Origin of the sequence: Morganella sp. BCCO 40_0007 (assembly GCF_032989665.1) — a bacterium.
In the GTDB taxonomy this organism is placed as follows: domain Bacteria; phylum Pseudomonadota; class Gammaproteobacteria; order Enterobacterales; family Enterobacteriaceae; genus Morganella; species Morganella sibonii.
Window position 1 is genome coordinate 24,725 of record NZ_JAVBIN010000015.1, and the last position, 18,751, is coordinate 43,475.

The 18,751-nt window shown below is 50.5% G+C and carries 19 protein-coding genes and 1 other annotated feature; of the genes, 1 reads left to right on the top strand and 18 read right to left on the bottom strand.

Annotated features, from left to right (window positions below; translation table 11 throughout):
• Window positions 1–39: 39 nt before the first annotated feature.
• Window positions 40–408, top strand: a complete 369-nt coding sequence (locus R5268_RS17425) for a helix-turn-helix domain-containing protein (protein WP_004235398.1) — start codon at window positions 40–42, stop codon at window positions 406–408.
• 51 nt (window positions 409–459) lie between these two features.
• Here R5268_RS17425 and R5268_RS17430 read toward each other — a convergent pair whose 3' ends face one another.
• The 18 genes from R5268_RS17430 to infC all read right to left on the bottom strand — a co-directional run bounded on the left by R5268_RS17430 (window position 460) and on the right by infC (window position 18,748).
• The gene (locus tag R5268_RS17430) at window positions 460–1,476 is read right to left on the bottom strand and encodes a lipoate--protein ligase A (protein ID WP_046893559.1); all 1,017 of its coding nucleotides are present in this window, start codon (window positions 1,474–1,476) and stop codon (window positions 460–462) included.
• Between the two features lie 56 nt (window positions 1,477–1,532).
• Entirely contained in the window at window positions 1,533–2,018 is a 486-nt protein-coding gene (locus R5268_RS17435) for a C40 family peptidase (RefSeq protein WP_052926832.1), read from the bottom strand.
• A gap of 91 nt (window positions 2,019–2,109) precedes the next feature.
• Complete coding sequence (arnT, locus tag R5268_RS17440) at window positions 2,110–3,807, bottom strand: lipid IV(A) 4-amino-4-deoxy-L-arabinosyltransferase (RefSeq protein ID WP_317423116.1); 1,698 nt, start codon at window positions 3,805–3,807, stop codon at window positions 2,110–2,112.
• Between the two features lie 195 nt (window positions 3,808–4,002).
• Window positions 4,003–4,398, bottom strand: coding sequence for a 4-amino-4-deoxy-L-arabinose-phosphoundecaprenol flippase subunit ArnF (gene arnF, locus R5268_RS17445; RefSeq protein ID WP_181257630.1), 396 nt, complete (start codon window positions 4,396–4,398; stop codon window positions 4,003–4,005).
• Complete coding sequence (gene arnE / locus R5268_RS17450) at window positions 4,395–4,745, bottom strand: 4-amino-4-deoxy-L-arabinose-phosphoundecaprenol flippase subunit ArnE (RefSeq protein WP_046893562.1); 351 nt, start codon at window positions 4,743–4,745, stop codon at window positions 4,395–4,397. The genes arnF and arnE overlap by 4 nt, the downstream gene beginning before the upstream one ends.
• 6 nt (window positions 4,746–4,751) lie before the next feature.
• Window positions 4,752–6,413: a lipid IV(A) 4-amino-4-deoxy-L-arabinosyltransferase gene (arnT, locus tag R5268_RS17455; protein WP_107679754.1), complete on the bottom strand. Its 1,662-nt coding sequence runs from the start codon at window positions 6,411–6,413 to the stop codon at window positions 4,752–4,754.
• A 6-nt stretch (window positions 6,414–6,419) separates the two neighbouring features.
• Window positions 6,420–7,313 (bottom strand): 4-deoxy-4-formamido-L-arabinose-phosphoundecaprenol deformylase, encoded by an 894-nt coding sequence (arnD, locus tag R5268_RS17460; protein ID WP_317420129.1) that lies wholly within the window; start codon window positions 7,311–7,313, stop codon window positions 6,420–6,422.
• Window positions 7,313–9,298, bottom strand: a complete 1,986-nt coding sequence (gene arnA, locus R5268_RS17465) for a bifunctional UDP-4-amino-4-deoxy-L-arabinose formyltransferase/UDP-glucuronic acid oxidase ArnA (RefSeq protein WP_317420128.1) — start codon at window positions 9,296–9,298, stop codon at window positions 7,313–7,315. The genes arnD and arnA overlap by 1 nt, the downstream gene beginning before the upstream one ends.
• Window positions 9,298–10,287, bottom strand: coding sequence for an undecaprenyl-phosphate 4-deoxy-4-formamido-L-arabinose transferase (gene arnC, locus R5268_RS17470; RefSeq protein ID WP_046893566.1), 990 nt, complete (start codon window positions 10,285–10,287; stop codon window positions 9,298–9,300). Before arnC ends, arnA begins: the two co-directional genes overlap by 1 nt.
• Window positions 10,288–11,433, bottom strand: coding sequence for a UDP-4-amino-4-deoxy-L-arabinose aminotransferase (arnB, locus tag R5268_RS17475; RefSeq protein WP_181257628.1), 1,146 nt, complete (start codon window positions 11,431–11,433; stop codon window positions 10,288–10,290).
• A gap of 143 nt (window positions 11,434–11,576) precedes the next feature.
• A complete protein-coding gene (locus R5268_RS17480) occupies window positions 11,577–12,350 on the bottom strand; it encodes an ATP-binding cassette domain-containing protein (RefSeq protein ID WP_317420125.1) in 774 nt (257 codons plus the stop codon).
• Window positions 12,350–13,360, bottom strand: a complete 1,011-nt coding sequence (gene btuC / locus R5268_RS17485) for a vitamin B12 ABC transporter permease BtuC (RefSeq protein WP_317420123.1) — start codon at window positions 13,358–13,360, stop codon at window positions 12,350–12,352. Before btuC ends, R5268_RS17480 begins: the two co-directional genes overlap by 1 nt.
• Window positions 13,361–13,471: 111 nt before the next feature.
• On the bottom strand, window positions 13,472–13,768 hold the full coding sequence (gene ihfA, locus R5268_RS17490; RefSeq protein WP_004235369.1) for an integration host factor subunit alpha: 297 nt from the start codon (window positions 13,766–13,768) through the stop codon (window positions 13,472–13,474).
• 4 nt (window positions 13,769–13,772) lie between these two features.
• A complete protein-coding gene (gene pheT / locus R5268_RS17495) occupies window positions 13,773–16,160 on the bottom strand; it encodes a phenylalanine--tRNA ligase subunit beta (protein WP_317420121.1) in 2,388 nt (795 codons plus the stop codon).
• 14 nt (window positions 16,161–16,174) lie between these two features.
• The gene (pheS, locus tag R5268_RS17500) at window positions 16,175–17,158 is read right to left on the bottom strand and encodes a phenylalanine--tRNA ligase subunit alpha (protein ID WP_052926825.1); all 984 of its coding nucleotides are present in this window, start codon (window positions 17,156–17,158) and stop codon (window positions 16,175–16,177) included.
• A 96-nt stretch (window positions 17,159–17,254) separates the two neighbouring features.
• Window positions 17,255–17,377, bottom strand: a sequence feature (Phe leader region).
• 145 nt (window positions 17,378–17,522) lie between these two features.
• Complete coding sequence (rplT, locus tag R5268_RS17505) at window positions 17,523–17,879, bottom strand: 50S ribosomal protein L20 (protein WP_004235362.1); 357 nt, start codon at window positions 17,877–17,879, stop codon at window positions 17,523–17,525.
• Window positions 17,880–17,919: 40 nt separating this feature from the next.
• Entirely contained in the window at window positions 17,920–18,117 is a 198-nt protein-coding gene (gene rpmI, locus R5268_RS17510; protein WP_004235358.1) for a 50S ribosomal protein L35, read from the bottom strand.
• A gap of 91 nt (window positions 18,118–18,208) precedes the next feature.
• Window positions 18,209–18,748: a translation initiation factor IF-3 gene (infC, locus tag R5268_RS17515; RefSeq protein ID WP_072056868.1), complete on the bottom strand. Its 540-nt coding sequence runs from the start codon at window positions 18,746–18,748 to the stop codon at window positions 18,209–18,211.
• Window positions 18,749–18,751 lie beyond the last annotated feature (3 nt).

Consider the following 18,751-nt stretch of genomic DNA (forward strand, 5'->3'; position numbering starts at 1 on the left):
AGAATTTATAGATTGTAAGCCCGATATTGGGAGGTGAACATGTCAGAAAGTGTAGTTAACGATATTATCAAATGGCTGGAAACCCAGTTACAGCGCAATGAAGGGATCAAGATTGATACGATTGCGGATAAGAGCGGTTATTCAAAATGGCATCTCCAGCGTATTTTCAAAGATATTAAGGGATGCACATTAGGTGAGTATGTCCGTAAGCGCCGCCTGCTGGAAGCAGCAAAGTCTCTGCGCGATAACGATATGTCTATTCTGGACATCGCGTTACAGTATGGTTTCAGCTCACAGGCAACATTTACCCGTATCTTTAAAAAACATTTCAACACCACACCGGCAAAATTCCGTGACCACGGCCAGCTGCCGGAACCCCGCTGTTTTATGGAATGCGGTTCACACTAAGAATCTGAAAAGTATCCCCGTCTGCCACAAACGCCGGACGGGGATATTTTTTTATTTAAGTTCTGTTACCAGCCAATCCCGCAACTGCACCAGCTCACTGTGCATATCCGGATAACCGGCAATCAGGCCGGAGAAGACAGCCTTCACCGCAGCAGCACTGTATTGCTGACCTGTCAGCAACTGTGCCAGTTGTTCCAGCGGTGCCGGATCGAGACTGTCAGTAAAAATCTGTGCCCGGCTGATAATGCCCCGCTCCACATCGAAATGCAGCTCAATACCCCCCCACTTAAAGCGGGTATCCAGCAGGTGACTGAAAGCCGGTGCATTACCAAAATTCCAGTCCCAGCTGCTTTGTCTGGCAAATGTCTCTGCAAATCCGGGTAAATCGGGAAGTGAATCCGGCGAAATCCGTTCTTCCTGTACCGTCTCGCCGTAATAATCGAAAAATGCGGCTTTAATCGATTCGCAGACCTGCTCATGGTCAATTCCCGGCACAATTTCCGCCAGATTAGTGACCCGTGAACGGACAGAAGTGATCCCTTTGGCCTGCAGTTTTTTCGGGTCCGGGTTGAGGTAATCCGCCAGACGGCTCAGGTCAGCATTAATTAACACAGTGCCGTGGTGGAAACCACGATCTTTAGTTTCACGATACGCCGAGCCGGAAATTTTCCGCTCACCGTCTTCACTGTTGACCACCAGATCATTACGGCCGGATGCCGACACCGAAATCCCGAGCCGGGATAACCCGTCAAGAATAATATTGGTCGAAACCGTTTTATCATATTCCGGTTTTCCGGCCATAAAGGTGAAATTTGTATTTCCCATATCATGAAATACTGCCCCGCCACCGCTGCTGCGCCGGGCTAATTTAATATGATCGGATTCCATTTTGCGGGTATTGCATTCCTTCCACGGGTTTTGTGCCCGTCCGATAACGACAGTGTCATTATTACGCCATAAAAATAATACGCGCTGGTCAGCGGGCATCTGACGGAAAATACACTCTTCAACGGCAAGGTTGAACCACGGATCGCAGGAATCAGAAATAAAAAGACGAAGTGACGACATAGTGTTCCCCGGAAAAAATAGGCTGCCGTTAAGATAGCATATTTATCCGGGTAATTTTAAAGCCTGCGCGCCTGCCAGAAGACTTTTTTCCAGTAAACGTTATCAAGGCTGGAACGCATCACGCCCTTACTGGTCGAGGCGTGAATAAAGGCGCGGTCAGAATCATAAATACCGACATGTAACCCGTTTTCGCCACCGCCGGTTTTAAAAAATACCAGGTCACCGGGTTGTAAATCTTCAGCATCAATCCGGGTACCGTATGTTGTCTGAGCTTTGGTGGTGCGCGGGAGTGAAATCGCAAAGCGGTCGTTAAATGTCCGGTAGACAAAACCGGAACAATCGATACCGTTTATATCCATTCCGCCATAATGATAAGGCGTACCGTACCATTGCGATAATTGTTCCCGCAATTGGGCGATAACCATAATCGGATCTGATAACTCCGTTTTGATCGGAGGTGCATGATATTTACGCGGTGTCGATGAACAACCGACAACGGCTAATACACAAATAAAAAGCAGAGAGCGGAATATCATTTTCATTGTATTATCCCCGGTACAGCTGACCTTCAACCCGCATTACTGTATTAATATCTGCGGGTGAAAGTCAATATTTGGCGTATTTCACCGGGTATTACGGCATTTTCCGGTAATAAAGCAATGTCAGATTATCGTCAGTGATAAATTCATCCGCCGGAGAAACATCATTTTCATCCACCCCGTGACGGTCACGCAGGATCAATGCAACATCACCGGTTTTACGGGCATTTTCCAGCCAGGATTCAAAATTCTCATGGCTGATAAACTTTGATTTGGCATCCGGATATAAATCACTCAGCCCGTATTTCAGCTCTCCGGGACGATCGAACATATAAATATCACTGCGCTGTAATTCCCAGGCCGCTGATGTCCCGATCCCGACACTGTTGACCAGGATATAACGCGCATCCTTCAGCAGTGCGATATTATTCTGAATAAAAATCTGCGGTAAATTCGCCCGTTCCGTTCTGGCCGGTAACAGTGAACTGACCGACAGACTGATAGCAACGGTACAAAATGCCGCCAGCAGCCAGTAGCGGCAGCCTTTTATCAGAGTAACCACCGAAACCGCAATCCAGAACAGAAAAATCGCAATAGCACCGATAAATTTACCCCGTTCAGCGGCAGAATAAACCAGGGTATTTTCCAGATTATTGATCACCAGGAGCGCAATGACCGCGCAGCAGCCGAAAATAATATTAATCACCGCATTCAGTTTAAATACTGTAACAGCCTGTTTCTTTATCAGTGTGTGAATATAAGCCGCCATCAGAATAGTCAGCGGCGCAATGACCGGCAGAATATAGGTCAGTAATTTCCCTTTGGCGATACTGAAAAATAAGAACGGCAATACGGTCCAGCACAGCAGGAAAAATAACGGTTTATTTTCCCGGCGCTGCTGCCAGCCCTGTTTCAATGCCCCGAATAAAAAACCGCTCCAGGGTAATACACCGGCAAATAAAATCGGGATGAAAAACCAGAACGGGGAGAGGTTTTGTGCCTCTTTACTCATAAAGCGCTGTAAATGCTCAACCACCACAAAATAACGCCAGAAATCCGGCTCGGCATGATACACCGTAATTGCCCACGGCAGTGTGATAAGCCCGGCCGCCGCAATCCCCGCCCAGCAATAACAGAGCATTATTTTTAAACGGCGGTAGAAAATATGTACCGGGATCAGCGCAATAACCGGTAATACCAGAGCCAGAAAACCTTTTGTCATCAGCGCCATACCACAGGCCAGCCCGAAGGCAACCCAGTACCCCAGCAACGTACCGCGCGTCTGCGCTGTTGTCAGCCCGTAACTGAGATAAATCACCAGTGTGATCCACATCGTCAGAATCGGGTCCAGCGTGCTGTATGTGCCGAGCGCCAGTACCAGTAACATACTGGCATACAGGAACGCAGCAGTGCGGGCAATCACCTTTTCGTTCCACATTTTCATTGCCAGCCGGTAAACCAGCAGTGTACTGACCATGGTTGAGAAAAGAACACCAAAACGGACAGCGAACTGAGTGTGCCCGAACAGCATCTGACTGATATTATTCACCCAGTAACCCGCCACCGGCTTTTCAAAATAGCGGATATCCAGCAGGTGAGGTACAACCCAGTTACCATCAGCCAGCATTTCCCGGCTGATTTCAGCATAGCGGGTTTCATCCGGCTGCCATAGTGCCCGGAATTCCAGAGGTAAAAAATAGGTTACTGCAATAAACAACAGGAATAATACAGTCCACATTGCAGCTGACGGATACGCCACATTAAACACGGACTTACGGCTGGTAATGTCCAATATCACCTCCGGACAAAGATACGATCTGATAACAATAAGGTAATCATCTCTGTTACCTCCATTAAGACCCGGGTATGGGAAAATAATTCACGGTGTAACAGGATATTTTGTTTATACAACAAAGAAAAAACGGAGGGATTAATACAGGCTTAATCGTTTAATGACGGCTTAATAAAACACTAAGCCGTATTATGATTATACGGCGGGTTTTTCTTTACTGTGGATCAGGCGCACACCAAACAGAATAAAAATAATACCGATACTTTTAATCAGCGAGACACCTTCATTAAACCAGGGCAGGAATGCCGCCAGCAGATAGACAAATACATAACTCAGGCTGATAAGCGGATAAGCTTTATTGAGCGGCAAATCCCGCAGTGCAAGCAGCCAGCACACCATCGACATGACATACCCGGCCAATCCGGCGAACACGATGGCAAACGGCTGCCATTGCGATAACAGCAGGCGGATATCCAGCCACTGTGAACTCAGCGCAATATCCGGTAACTGCGTCACACCCAGTTTCAGCAGCAATTGCGCTGCGGTAACAAACAGTACACTGCCGAGTACCCAGAGATATCCGCGCATCAGTGTCCGGCCCCCATCAGAATCACGCCGGTGACAATCGCAGCCACACCGCACCAGTGTTTACGGGTCACCCGCTCACCATATAAAAACTGAGCCACCAGCGTAACCACCACAAAATTGATACTCAGCATAGGATAGGCAATATTCAGCGGCATCACCTGCAATAATTTCAGCCACAGCAGCATCCCCAGGCCAAGCAGAAATACCGCCAGTGCCAGCCAGTACAGCCCTCTTCGCTTCGCATTTTCCTGCGCGGCCTGCCAGACATCCACAGCCTGCTTTTGACAGATCTGGCCGCCGCAGGTGAGAAAACTCACAATAATCAGTAAGACGATTTGCCCGAACACCATCACACCTTATGGCTGTTTATCGTAGATATAGAGCGTCATCCGGCTGTTTTCGGTACGCTTGTCTGCCGGTGGCAGTTTGGCATCGTAGGTATCATTTTTATCTGTTACCAGCAGTGCGACCTGCCCCTTTTTGCGGGTTTCCGCCAGCCATTCTGCGAAATTTGCATCTTTCAGAAGGCGGTATTCGCTGTCCGGATATTTCAGACCGTAAGTCAGCTCACCGGAATTATTCAGCAGATAAATGTCACCGCGTTTCAGTTCCCACGCCAGCCCGGCGCCGATACCGACGCTGTTACTGACAATAAACGGGCTCTTTTCCAGATCAGCCATATTCTGGCGGATAAAGAGCTGCGGCAGTTTTGAGTCCACTGAGCGATCCGGCACAGCACTGCCGAAGATCAAGCTGACCACCAGCGAGCAGGAAGCTGCCCACAGCCAGTGTTTTGCTTTCAGCAGATAACAGAGATAGCCGATGATGCCCCAGATAGTAAAGGCAACAATACCCAGCACCACTTTGGACCATTCATCCGGCTGATAAATCGGTTTTTTGACCAGATAACTGGCCACGATCAATCCGGCGACAGCGACAGCACCAAAAGCCAGATTCAGAATACCGTTCGCCTGTAACGCCCGCATCCGGTGTTTGCGGACGCAGTCAACGCCGTATTTGGCGATCATTACCGCCAGAGGCGCCATCAGCGGCAGCATATAAGTCGGCAGTTTGCCTTTGGCAATACTGAACAGCAGGAACGGGGCAACAAACCAGCAGAACAGGAAGAACATCGGCGGATTATTACGCCGCTCTTTCCAGCCTTTGGACAATGCTCCCGGCAGCAGCGCCAGCCACGGCAGACAGCCGAGCAGGATCACCGGAATGTAATACCAGACCGGCGAGGCGTGCTGGGCATCTTCACCGGAGAAACGCTGGAAATGCTCCACCACAATAAAATAGCGCCAGTAATCCGGCTCCTGCTGATGTACCGCTATCGCCCACGGCAGACTGATCAGTACAGCACAGATCACGGCCAGCGGACCGAACTTCAGTAATTCAGTAAAACGCCGCTGGTACAGCATGACCGGCAGCATCGCCACCACCGGAATAGCCAGTGCGAGAAAGCCTTTGGTCATAAACCCCATACCGCAGGACAAACCCAGCAGGCACCAGGAGGTTATCCTGGTTTTCAGATTTTCAGCTTTCAGTGCTCTGAAGCTGAAAGCCATCGAGGCCACCACCCACATAGCAAACATCGGGTCAAGCACACTGTATGTGCCGACACTGAATACCAGAAACATGGAGATAAAGACCAGCGACGCAACAAACGCGGTATGGCGGTTGCGCCACATCAGCAGAGTCATCCAGTAAACCAGCAGCGTGCTGATAAGGATACTGAATACAGAGCCGGCACGGACAGCAAAATTGGTATGACCGAAGACCAGCTGACTGATGTTATTCACCCAGTAACCGGCCACCGGTTTTTCAAAATAACGCAGATCGAGTAATTTGGGGACAACCCAGTCACCCTGTGTCACCATTTCACGGCTGATTTCCGCATACCGGGTTTCATCCGGATGCCAGAGCAGACGATCATTGATAGGGAAAAGGTAAGTTAACACGAAAAAAAGAGCCAGCAGAAAGGCTCCGATTTTACTCGCCCGGTTATTCAGCATGCAATGCTATCCCTCTTGTTGGCAGCCCAGCCACCCTTCCCGGCCGGGGAAATCCCCCCGGACCACTTTGCCTGTCGGTAATGTTGATAAATCAGACGGCAGCAGTTCACTGAGCGGACAAAAGCGGAAATCCTCATTTTTAATCCGTTCCAGTAATGCTTCAAACTGCGCGGCTTTGGACATCCCTTCCACTTCTGTGTGGATAGTATAGACCGGCACGCCCTGATCCCGTCTGATGGCATCGAGGATAAAGTCGTTAAAATCCGCATCAGCCACCTGCGGCCCAACCACTTCATCATAGGTCGGCAGTGTAACAGGAATCTGCACGGTTCCGGTAGTCCCGTCTGCAAGAAGCGGACGAAACGGATGCGTCCCCCGGCAATCGCTGTTATATGCAAAACCAAATGCCTGCTTGGCTTCAATCACCCGCTCATCCGCACGCCAGCCCGCAACCGCGGAGCACTGCACCGGCTGTCCGGTCGCCTGTGATAACGCATCTGTACCAAGGCGGATCTGTTCGGTGATCTGTTCCGGTGTCCAGCGGCCGATTTTTGCCTGCCAGCCCTGATGATCCCAGGCGTGCAAACCGACCTCATGACCGGCATCCAGTGTCTGCTTTATCAGATACCCCAGGTCACGGGCAATTTTCTTACCCGGCCATGCCGTACCGGCCAGCAGAATATCAAGGCCATACAATGAAGCCGCATTGGAGCGCAGCATTTTCCACAGAAACTTAGGACGCAAAAGGCGCCACAAGTGACGCCCCATATTATCCGGCCCGACGCTGAAGAAAAAACTGGCTTTAATATCGTGCTGCGCAAATACCTTCAGTAACTGCGGCACACCTTCCAGTGTGCCGCGGTAGGTATCCACGTCAACCCGCAGGCCGACATTTCTCATTACTCGTCATTCCTCAGCTCTTCAACCGCACCGCGCAGGAAGAAATCGAGTGTTTCTTCCACAGTCTGGCGGGTGTCGATAGTCGGTTTCCAGTCCAGTAAACGTTCCGCGTTTTTAATGCTTGGTTTACGGTGTTCCACATCCTGGTAACCTTTACCGTAATAGGTGCTGCTTTCGATTTTACGGAAGCCGGCAAACGGCGGGAAGTTGTCACGCAGCGGATGTTTTTCGAAGCAGTCGAGCAGCATTTCTGCCAGTTCACGGATACTCGCTTCGTTCACCGGGTTACCGATGTTGATAATCTGACCGTCACATTTACCGTCACGGTTTTCAATGATACGGAACAGGGCTTCGATACCGTCATGGATATCAGTGAAGCAGCGTTTCTGCTCACCACCGTCAACCAGTTTGATTGGTGACCCTTCCACCAGGTTCAGGATCAGCTGTGTGATAGCGCGGGAGCTGCCGATACGCGCAGAGTTCAGGCTGTCCAGGCGCGGTCCCATCCAGTTGAACGGACGGAACAGTGTGAATTTCAGACCTTCTTTCGCACCGTATGCCCAGATAACCCGGTCAAGCAGCTGTTTGGAAACAGAGTAAATCCAGCGCTGTTTATTGATAGGGCCGACGATCAGACGTGAATTGTCTTCGTCGAACTCTTTATCATCACACATGCCGTACACTTCAGAGGTGGACGGGAAGATGATCCGTTTGTTGTATTTCGCACAGTAACGGACGATTTTCAGGTTTTCTTCGAAGTCCAGCTCGAACACACGCAGCGGGTTACGGGTGTATTCGATTGGCGTGGCGATTGCCACCAGCGGCAGAATGACATCACATTTTTTGATGTGATACTCAATCCACTCGGTGTGGATGCTGACATCCCCTTCGATAAAGTGGAAACGCTCATCACCGATGAAACGGTCAATCGCGGAAGAGCTGATATCCATACCGTAGATATCGTAGTTGCCGTCTTCCAGCAGACGTTCGGTCAGATGGTTACCGATGAAACCGTTCACACCCAGGATCAGAACACGCTTACGGCGGGCAACCTGAGCAGTGGCTTTCGGTCCGACACGGACATCGGTCACAATTCCCATTTCCGCTGCCAGACGGGTACCCTGCACATACAGACCGGATTCGCCCTGGCCACTGATCACTTCCAGCGCGCCGTTTCCGCAGGCAATCACCAGCGGCTCGGCAGAAATAACGGTTCCCGGACGCTTGCCTTTGTTGTCGGTCAGCACGCGGCTGCGCCAGATGATCATTTTGCGCTCACCCAGGAAAGTGAATGCACCCGGATACGGTTCAGTCACTGCACGGACCAGGTTGTGGATCTGTGCCGCAGACTGGTTCCAGTCAATCAGGCCATCTTCCGCACAACGGCGGCCGAAATACGTTGCCTGAGATTCATCCTGAGCAGTGGTTTTGTAAGTACCGGCCTCAATCAGCGGTAATGTTTTATTCAGCAGGGTTTCTGCCGCTTCACGGACTTTACCGTGAACAATCAGAGAAGAGTCATCCGCACCGATAGTGACTTTTTCCTGCGCAACGATATCACCGGCATCCGCTTTGGCGACCATTTTGTGCAGAGTGACACCGGTTTCGGTTTCACCGTTGAGAACAGCCCAGTTGATTGGCGCGCGGCCGCGGTATTTCGGCAGCAGAGAACCGTGCAGGTTGAATGCGCCTTTCGGTGCCAGCGCCAGAATGTCTTCGCTCAGCATATCGCGGTAGTAGAAAGAGAAAATAACATCCGGTTTCAGCTCACGGATGCGATCCACCCACAGCGGGTGGTTAACGTTTTCAGGGGCATAAACCGGCAGTTCCATGTCCGCGCTGACGCGGGCTACCGATGAAAAGAAATGGTTTTCACCCGGGTCGTCCGTATGGGTAAAGACGGCCTGAATATCAAAGCCCGCTTGTTTCAGGGCCTTCAATCCGACACAACCAATATCATGGTAGGCAAATACGATTGCTTTCATTAGTTTTTTTCCTGATTTTCAGTTTCACTGGTCTCTTTCGCCTGAGCGCCGACCACTTTTTGAATAAAATACCGGGGACGTGCACGAACATCGTTATAAATCCGCCCGATATATTCCCCGAGCAGACCCATTGCCACGAATTGTGCGCCGATAAACATGAATAAGATAGCGAACAGGGTAAACACCCCTTCTGCCGCCCACAGCGCGCCGAAGGCCACGCGCAGGATAATCAGTAACAGCGCCAGCAGGAAACCGGACGCGGCTATGATACTGCCGACGATGCTTAACAGGCGCAGCGGTGCGGTCGTCAGGCAGGTCAGCAGGTCATACATCAGATTGATCAGTTTAAGGAAACTGTATTTTGAGTCGCCGAATTCACGCTCGGCGTGTTTAACATCAATTTCAATCGTTTTGCGGGCAAAGGTGTTCGCCAGAATCGGGATAAATGTACTGCGCTCATGGCACTGTAACATGGCATCAATGATATGACGGCGATAGGCGCGCAGCATGCAGCCGTAATCACCCATGGCACTGCCGGTTGCGGCGATGATCATTTTGTTGATCATTTTTGAGGCGGTTTTACGGAACCAGGAGTCCTGACGGTTTGCACGGCGTGTGCCGACCACGTCATAACCCTCTTCCGCTTTCTCAACCAGGCGCGGAATTTCTTCCGGCGGATTCTGTAAATCCGCATCCATGGTGATCACCAGATCACCGTCCGCCTGTCTGAATCCGGCCATAATCGCAGAGTGCTGACCGTAGTTACGGTTCAGCAGAACAGCAACCACATGGTTTTCCGGAATTTCCGCCGCCTGTGTCAGCATTTCCGCTGAACGGTCGCGGCTGCCGTCATCCACCAGTACAATTTCATAGGCTTGTTTCAGTGACTGACAGGATTTGATTGTACGTTCCAGCAACTGAGGCAGGCTTTCTTCCTCGTTGTATACCGGAATCACGACTGAGACTTTTTTAATTTCGTTAAATGACACTTATTTCTGCTCCGCAAGAATAGCTTTGATTGCGTCTGTCACACGGGTCACATCACTGTCTTTCATATCCGGGAAGAACGGCAGCGAACATAATGTCGCGGTGTTCCACTCCGAGTCCGGCAGTGATAATGACGGGTACCGTTCCCGGTAATATTTCTGGGTATGCGCTGCACGGAAATGCAGGCCCGTCCCGATATTGACCGCTTTTAACTGCTCCATAAAGGTATCGCGATCGATGCCGCAGACTGCTTTATCCACACGGATCATCAGCAGATGATTAGCATGCAGATGCGGGTAATCCGGCACGGATAACAATTTAACCGGCAGCCCGTCCAGGGCTTCGCGGTAAAGCTGTGCCAGGTGTGCACGGCGCGCATTCAGCTCGTCCATCCGGCTCAGTTGCACCACCGCAATCGCCGCATGGATATCTGACAGGTTATATTTAAACCCCGGTTCGACCACTTCAGCCTGCGGCTTGCGCCCCTGCATCTGACGATCAAACGCATCCACACCCAGCCCGTGGAATTTAAGACAGCGGATACGCTGTGCAAGTTCATCATCATCTGTGGCAATTAATCCGCCTTCCGCACAGGTGACGTTTTTAATCGCGTGGAAAGAGAAAATCGCCGTACCGTTTTCGCCGATCCATTCATCCCGGTAGCGGGTGCCGACGGCATGTGCGGCGTCTTCCAGAAGGAAAACATTATGTTCCTGTGCAATCGCACGTAAAGCAACTAAATCACAGGGGGCTCCGGCATAATGAACCGGAATGATTACTTTGGTTTTCGGTGTAATGGCGGCGCGTACAGCATCCGGCTGAATCATCAGCGTGTCGCGGTCAGCATCAATCATCACCGGCACCGCACCAAGCAGCTCAATCATATTGATAGTGGAAACCCAGGTCTGAGAAGGTGTGATCACCTCATCCCCCGGGCCGACACCCAGTGCCATCAGTGCAACATGCATACCCGCGGTTGCTGATGCCAGAGCGATGGCGTGTTTACAGCCGAAACGCTGACAGAAATCCGCTTCCAGTTGCTGATTCTGCGGGCCGGTCGTAATCCAGCCGGAACGCAGTACTTTTTCAACAGCGGCGATTTCTGACTCCCCGATAGCAGGCCGGGAAAACGGAAGAAACTCAAGCATAAATACAACCTAATAAGAATCGGAAGTGATGATTATATCCTGAATTGATTCAATTGACGCTCAACACCAGGGCTTCGTTTAAACAATTCTTAATCTTTACGTCGACGACATAACAACAAATTTATGTGACAGCATAACAAAAATCAGCGGTGATGTTGATGCCAATCTGTTATTTGCCAATGAGTTTCTTGTGCCGGTCTGATACTTTTTATTTCTGACTGAAAAAGTTCGCTCAAAATATCTTCTGTCATAATCACCCGAGTTTTACCCGCTGCAAGTAACTGACCACCTTTAAGCAGCACCACTGCATCGGCGTGCAGGTAGCTGTGGTTTAAATCATGACCGCTGGTAATAATCGTACCGCGCTGCTCACAAAACCGGGCTATCCATTTATCCAGCATCGCCTGCTGGGTAATATCCAGATGATTACGCGGCTCATCCAGCAGCAGGTATTTTCCGGACAAATCATCCGTACTCCATAATTGCAGAAATATTGCCGCTATTTTCACCCGCTGCCATTCGCCGCCGGATAATTGCGTCAGCATGCGCGGTAATAACTGCTCCAGCTGAAAATCACCGCACAGCTGATAAATAAGTTGTGTATTTTCCTGCACTGCCGGCATATAAAGTTGCAGATACTGAAAAACCGTCATGACCGGCACACCATCGGTGGTTTGCGTCAGATAAGCGCGAAACTGCGCCTGCTGCCGTTTGGGGATTGTTTTTAAATCTGTGCCGCGATAGCCGATTTGCCCGTCATAGCGCACGGCATCCGCCAGTGCCGCCAGCAGAGTACTCTTACCGGAACCGTTCGGCCCCAGCAGGTGAATCTGCTGTCCGGCGAAAAATTGCAGTGCCTCACAGGACAAACGGCGGCCGACACTGACAGCACTGACATCGAGTAAGCATTTTTCCATCAGCGGCGTCCTCCGTGGTTCCGGGTCAGCAGATAAATAAAGGCCGGTGCACCGATAGTCGCGGTCACCACACCAATCGGAATTTCTGCATTCGATAAAATCAGCCGCGAGCATAAATCTGCCAGCAGCAGGCTGACCGCGCCGAATAACGCACAGGCGGGTAATAATGTACGGTGATCAGTAATTCCCATCAGCCTCAGCATATGCGGGATAATCAGCCCGATAAAACTGATAGCCCCGGCCACTGCCACACTCAGCCCGATCAACAACCCGACGGCGATAATAAACACATTACGCCAGCGGTGCGCGGATACCCCGAGCTGCTGGGCATTCACTTCCCCCAGCGCAAGGTAATTAAGTACCGGTGCCTGCCACAGCAGCCACACAGCCACCACCGCAATGGCCGCCAGCAGCGGACTGAGCCGCCAGTCAGCCCCGGAGAAACTGCCCATCATCCAGTACATCAGCTGGCGTAAATCCAGACTGGTACTAAAATACACCATCCAGGTCATAAATGCGCCGCAAATAACCCCGAGCGCCACCCCGACCAGTAACAGCTGACTGTTACTCAGCCGCCGGAAATGGGCAAAATAAAGTAAAATCAGCGTCAGCAGCGTTGCCCCGATCACCGCCCCGCCTCCGAGCACCCACAATGGCGGCATACCCTTGAAAAACAGAACGATAAAAACAACAAACACCCCGGCGCCGTTGCTTACGCCGAGCAATCCGGGTTCTGCCAGCGGGTTTTCAAAAATAGCCTGCATCACCGCACCGGCCATTGCCAGTCCGGCACCCACCGCAATCACGGCCAGTACACGCGGAAAACGCAGATCCCAGACAAATAGCTGTGCGGTTTCAGATAACCACTGGTCCGGTAAAATCCACATCTCACCGGCACAGAGTGCAATAGTGATCATGATAAGCAACGTAACGGAAAGAAAAATGATGCGCTGTACATCCCGCTTTTTCCGCGTCTGCACCAGCTTTGTGATGGGGTTGTGAATATGCATGAGATCCCTGTCATTGTTCAAGACGGGAGGCAGTATACCTGAGTCAGAACGACGTTAATGTCTGACAAACCACAGAAAAGAAAACGACCTCATACGAGGTCGTTTCAGGTCTTACTCTTTCGGTGTCGATTTTTCGACCTTGGCTTTCAGCTTCTGCCCCGGACGGAAAGTGACAACACGACGGGCTGTGATAGGAATATCTTCACCCGTTTTCGGGTTACGGCCCGGACGCTGATTCTTGTCCCGCAGATCAAAATTTCCGAAACCGGATAATTTCACCTGCTCACCATTCTCAAGAGAACGGCGTACCTCTTCAAAAAACAGTTCAACCAGGTCCTTCGCATCGCGTTTGCTCAGGTCCAGTTTTTCCGACAGATTTTCTGACATTTCAGCTTTAGTAAGCGCCATAGGTTTAGTCCCTCAAGGATGCTTTAAATCGCTGTTGCAACGCGGCAACGCATTTGTTTACGGTTGCTGCAATTTCATCTTCTTCAAGTGTACGCTCTGTATCCTGTAAGGTCAGACTGATCGCCAGACTCTTATAACCCTCAGCAACACCTTTACCACAGTACACGTCAAATAAGTTTATGCCAACTAACTGATTTACGCCAACTTTTTTACATTCATTCAGAATGTCTTCAGCAGCGACGTTTTCCGGCACAACGATGGCGATATCCCGGCGGTTCGCAGGGAAGCGTGAAATTGCTTCAGCTTCAGGAATAATACGGTTTGTCAGTGCGTCCCAGCGGATTTCAAAGACAACCGTACGGCCGTTGAGATCCAGTTTTTTCTCCAGTTCCGGATGAACCACACCGATATAACCAATATGCTCATCTTCCAGATAAATCTCAGCACCTTGTCCCGGATGGAGGGCCGGATTCGTCGTTGCTTTAAACGATACACGATCTAATTTACCAGTCAATTCTAAAATGGCTTCCAGATCACCTTTTAAATCATAAAAATCAACGACCTGTTTTTCCGATGACCAGTGTTCCTCATGACGGTTACCGGCGATAACGCCTGCCAGCATGGTTTCCTGACGGATCCCGAGGTCTGCGGCAGCATCCGGAACAAAGCGTAAACCGGATTCAAACAGGCGGACACGGCTCTGCTGACGGTTCTGGTTGTACACGACGGTACTCAGCAGACCGGTCAGGAGTGACAGACGCATGGCTGACATATCCGCAGAAATCGGGTTCGGCAGAATAATCGCATCCTGTGCCGGATGCAGCAGAGCCTGAATCTTCGGATCGACAAAGCTGTAAGTAATTGCTTCCTGGAAACCACGGTCAACCATCAGTGTTTTCACGCGTTTAAGCGGCAGATGCGCTTCATGGCGGGAGGTCATGATCAGGTCAGCACGCAGCGGAACATCAGGGATATTGTTGTAGCCGTAAATACGGGCCACTTCTTCCACCAGATCTTCCTCGATTTCCATATCAAAACGCCATGACGGTGCAGTCACCTGCCACTGATCCTGTGCGGTTTTCACATCGCAGCCCAGACGGGTCAGGATATCTGTCACCTGTGCATCATCCACATGGTGACCAATCAGACGGTCAAGTTTGTTGCGGGTCAGCGTGATGGTTGCCGTTTTTGGTAAATCCGCTTCAGAAACAACCTCAATAATTTCGCCCGGCTCACCACCGCAGATTTCCAGAATCAGGCGTGTGGTACGTTCAGCGGCCATACGCTGTAATTTCGGGTCAACACCGCGTTCGAAACGGTGCGAAGCATCGGTATGCAGACCATACTGACGTGCACGGCCGGTGATAGACAGCGGGTTAAAGAACGCCGTTTCCAGCAGGATATTTTTGGTGGTTTCAGACACACTGGAGTGCTCACCGCCGAAAATACCGGCCATGCCCAGCGCGCCGCGGCGATCAGCAATCACCAGAATGTTGTCAGTCAGCGTGACTTCGTTGCCGTCCAGCAGCGTCAGTTTCTCGCCCTGTTCAGCCATACGGACAATCAGCTCACCCTCGAGGGTATCCAGATCGTAGGCATGCTGCGGCTGACCCAGCTCCAGCAGAACGTAGTTAGTGATATCCACGACCGGGTCGATAGAACGGATACTGCCGCGACGCAGTTTTTCCACCATCCACAGAGGTGTTTTTGCTGTCACATCAACGTTTTTAATCACACGACCGGTAAAACGCGGGCACGCCTGCGGCGCATCAACGCGGATCGGGAACGTCTCCTGATGAACAGCAGCAACCGGTGACATATCCGGTGCCTGATAATCCATTTTATTGATAACAGCCACATCACGGGCCACACCACGGATGCTCAGGCAATCCGCACGGTTTGGCGTGATGCTGATTTCAACCGCAGTATCATCCAGCTTCATGTATTCGCGCAGATCAGTACCGATTGGCGCATCTGCCGGTAATTCAATAATACCGCTGTGATCTGCACTGATCCCCAGCTCGGAGAATGAGCAGAGCATCCCTTCAGACGGCTCACCGCGCAGTTTAGCCGCTTTGATTTTGAAATCACCCGGTAAGACCGCACCAACTGTTGCAACAGCCACACGCAGGCCCTGACGGCAGTTTGGCGCGCCGCAGACGATATCAAGCAGGCGGTCACCGCCGGTATTTACTTTTGTCACGCGCAGTTTATCGGCGTTCGGGTGCTGTCCGCACTCAACCACTTCACCGATAACCACACCGTTAAACTGACCGGCAACGGCTTCTGTACCGTCCACTTCCAGGCCGGCCATGGTAATCTGATCAGATAACGCGTCGCTGCTGACAGCCGGGTTTACCCATTCGCGTAACCAGAGTTCACTGAATTTCATGAGAGTATCCCGCCTTATTTGAATTGCTTGAGGAAACGAAGGTCATTTTCGAAGAATGCGCGTAAATCGCTCACGCCGTAGCGCAGCATAGTCAGGCGCTCCATTCCCATACCAAAGGCGAAACCGGAGTAAATTTCCGGATCAATGCCGACATTGCGCAGCACATTCGGGTGAACCATCCCGCAACCCAGCACTTCCAGCCATTTGCCGTTTTTACCCATCACATCCACTTCCGCAGAAGGTTCAGTGAACGGGAAATAGGACGGACGGAAACGCACCTGCACTTCTTCTTCAAAGAAATGATTCAGGAAATCATGCAGCGTACCTTTGAGATTGGTGAAACTGATATCAGTATCCACAATCAGGCCTTCTGTCTGATGGAACATCGGGGTATGGGTCTGGTCGTAGTCATTACGGTAAACGCGGCCCGGCGCAATAATGCGGATTGGCGGCTGTTTATCTTTCATGGTACGGATCTGCACACCGGAAGTCTGCGTACGCAGCAGACGTTTGGCATCAAACCAGAACGTATCGTGGTCAGCACGCGCCGGATGGTGCGCCGGAATATTCAGTGCATCAAAGTTATGATAGTCGTCTTCAATTTCAGGGCCGGATTCAACAGAAAAGCCCAGTTCGCCGAAAAAGGTTTCGATACGCTCAATGGTACGGGTAACCGGATGCAGGCCGCCGTTTTCCATGCGGCGTCCCGGCAGCGAGACATCAATCCGCTCAGCGGACAGACGGGCATTCAGTGCCGCAGATTCCAGGGAATCTTTACGGGCATTCAGTGCTGTCTGAACCTCTTGTTTGGCTTCGTTAATCACTGCACCCGCAGCAGGACGATCTTCCGGCGGCAGATCCCGCAGCGATTGCATCTGTAAGGTTAAATGCCCTTTTTTACCCAGGTATTCAACACGTACCGATTCCAGCGCTGCAACATCCTTTGCCTCTTCGACGGCTGCTTTTGCCTGAGCAACCAGTTCAGCGAGATGTGGCATGTTTTCCTATTCCTCTGACCCTGTGGTCTTCAATTATGACGAATGACGACGGTGCTGCCGGACGTGATTGTCTCACCCGTTCCGGCAAACCCCTGAAACAAAAAAGCCTCCATACTGGAGGCTTACGGCGTTACTTTTCGTTTCTTTTTTACGCGCAAAGCCCCCTGAGTTCAGGCGCTAAAGTAAAAAAAGAAGCGGAAAGAAACGATATTATTCATTTTCTCAACTATTTGTCAGTTAACAGGATGTATTTATTCATATTACGCGAAAACCGTAAGGATATACAATGACAAATTATTCATTCTGCAGATTTTTTCTGCCGGACAGCAAAAGAGGGAGCAAGCTCCCTCTTCCGTCTGAACTATTACGCCAGAGCGCCTTTTGCTTTTTCGACCAGCGCAGTAAATGCGGCTTTATCGAATACAGCGATATCGGCTAAGATCTTACGATCGATTTCGATGGATGCCTTTTTCAGACCGTTGATGAAACGGCTGTAAGACAGACCATTCTGACGAGCTGCTGCGTTGATACGTGCAATCCACAGCTGACGGAACTGACGCTTACGCTGACGACGGTCACGGTAAGCATACTGACCAGCTTTGATTACTGCCTGGAAGGCAACACGATAAACGCGCGAACGGGCACCGTAGTAACCTTTCGCTTGTTTCAGAATTTTTTTGTGACGTGCGCGAGCAATGACACCACGTTTTACACGAGCCATACTAATCTCCTAAAGTCGTAAACTTTGCTAAAAAACTTGCTTATGCGTATGGCAGGCAAGCGACAACTAAACCCAGATCCCCTTTGGAGACCATACCTTTCGGACGTAAATGACGTTTACGCTTAGTTGATTTTTTAGTCAGGATATGACGGAGGTTAGCATGCTTACGTTTGAAACCACCTTTAGCGGTTTTTTTGAAACGCTTAGCTGCACCACGTACAGTTTTAATCTTTGGCATTTTTATTTCCACTTCGCATTGTTAAACAACGAATTAATCCGGCGAATAAAAGCCGGGGTTGCCCCCGGCATTTATTACTTGGATTGCCGGACTATTTCTTCTTAGGAGCGAGCACCATGATCATCTGGCGACCTTCGATCTTCGACGGGAAGGATTCGACGGAAGCTAATTCACTCAGATCTTCTTTGATGCGGTTAAGCACTTCAATACCAATCTGCTGGTGCGCCATTTCACGACCACGGAACCGCAGTGTGATTTTGGCTTTATCGCCATCTTCAAGAAAACGAATCAGGTTGCGTAGTTTGACCTGATAGTCGCCTTCATCTGTGCCAGGACGGAATTTAATTTCCTTAACCTGAATAACTTTTTGTTTCTTCTTCTGCTCTTTAGCCGATTTGCTTTTCTCGTAGAGGAATTTGCCGTAATCCATGATACGGCAAACGGGCGGTTCGGCATTAGGGCTGATTTCAACTAAATCAACCCCGGCTTCCTCGGCTTTCTCAAGAGCTTCTTTCAGGCTCACAACACCAAGCTGTTCACCTTCAAGACCAGTTAAACGAACTTCATTGACACGGATTTCCGCATTGATACGGTTCGGACGTGCTGTTTGAATTCTTTTTCCGCCTTTAATACC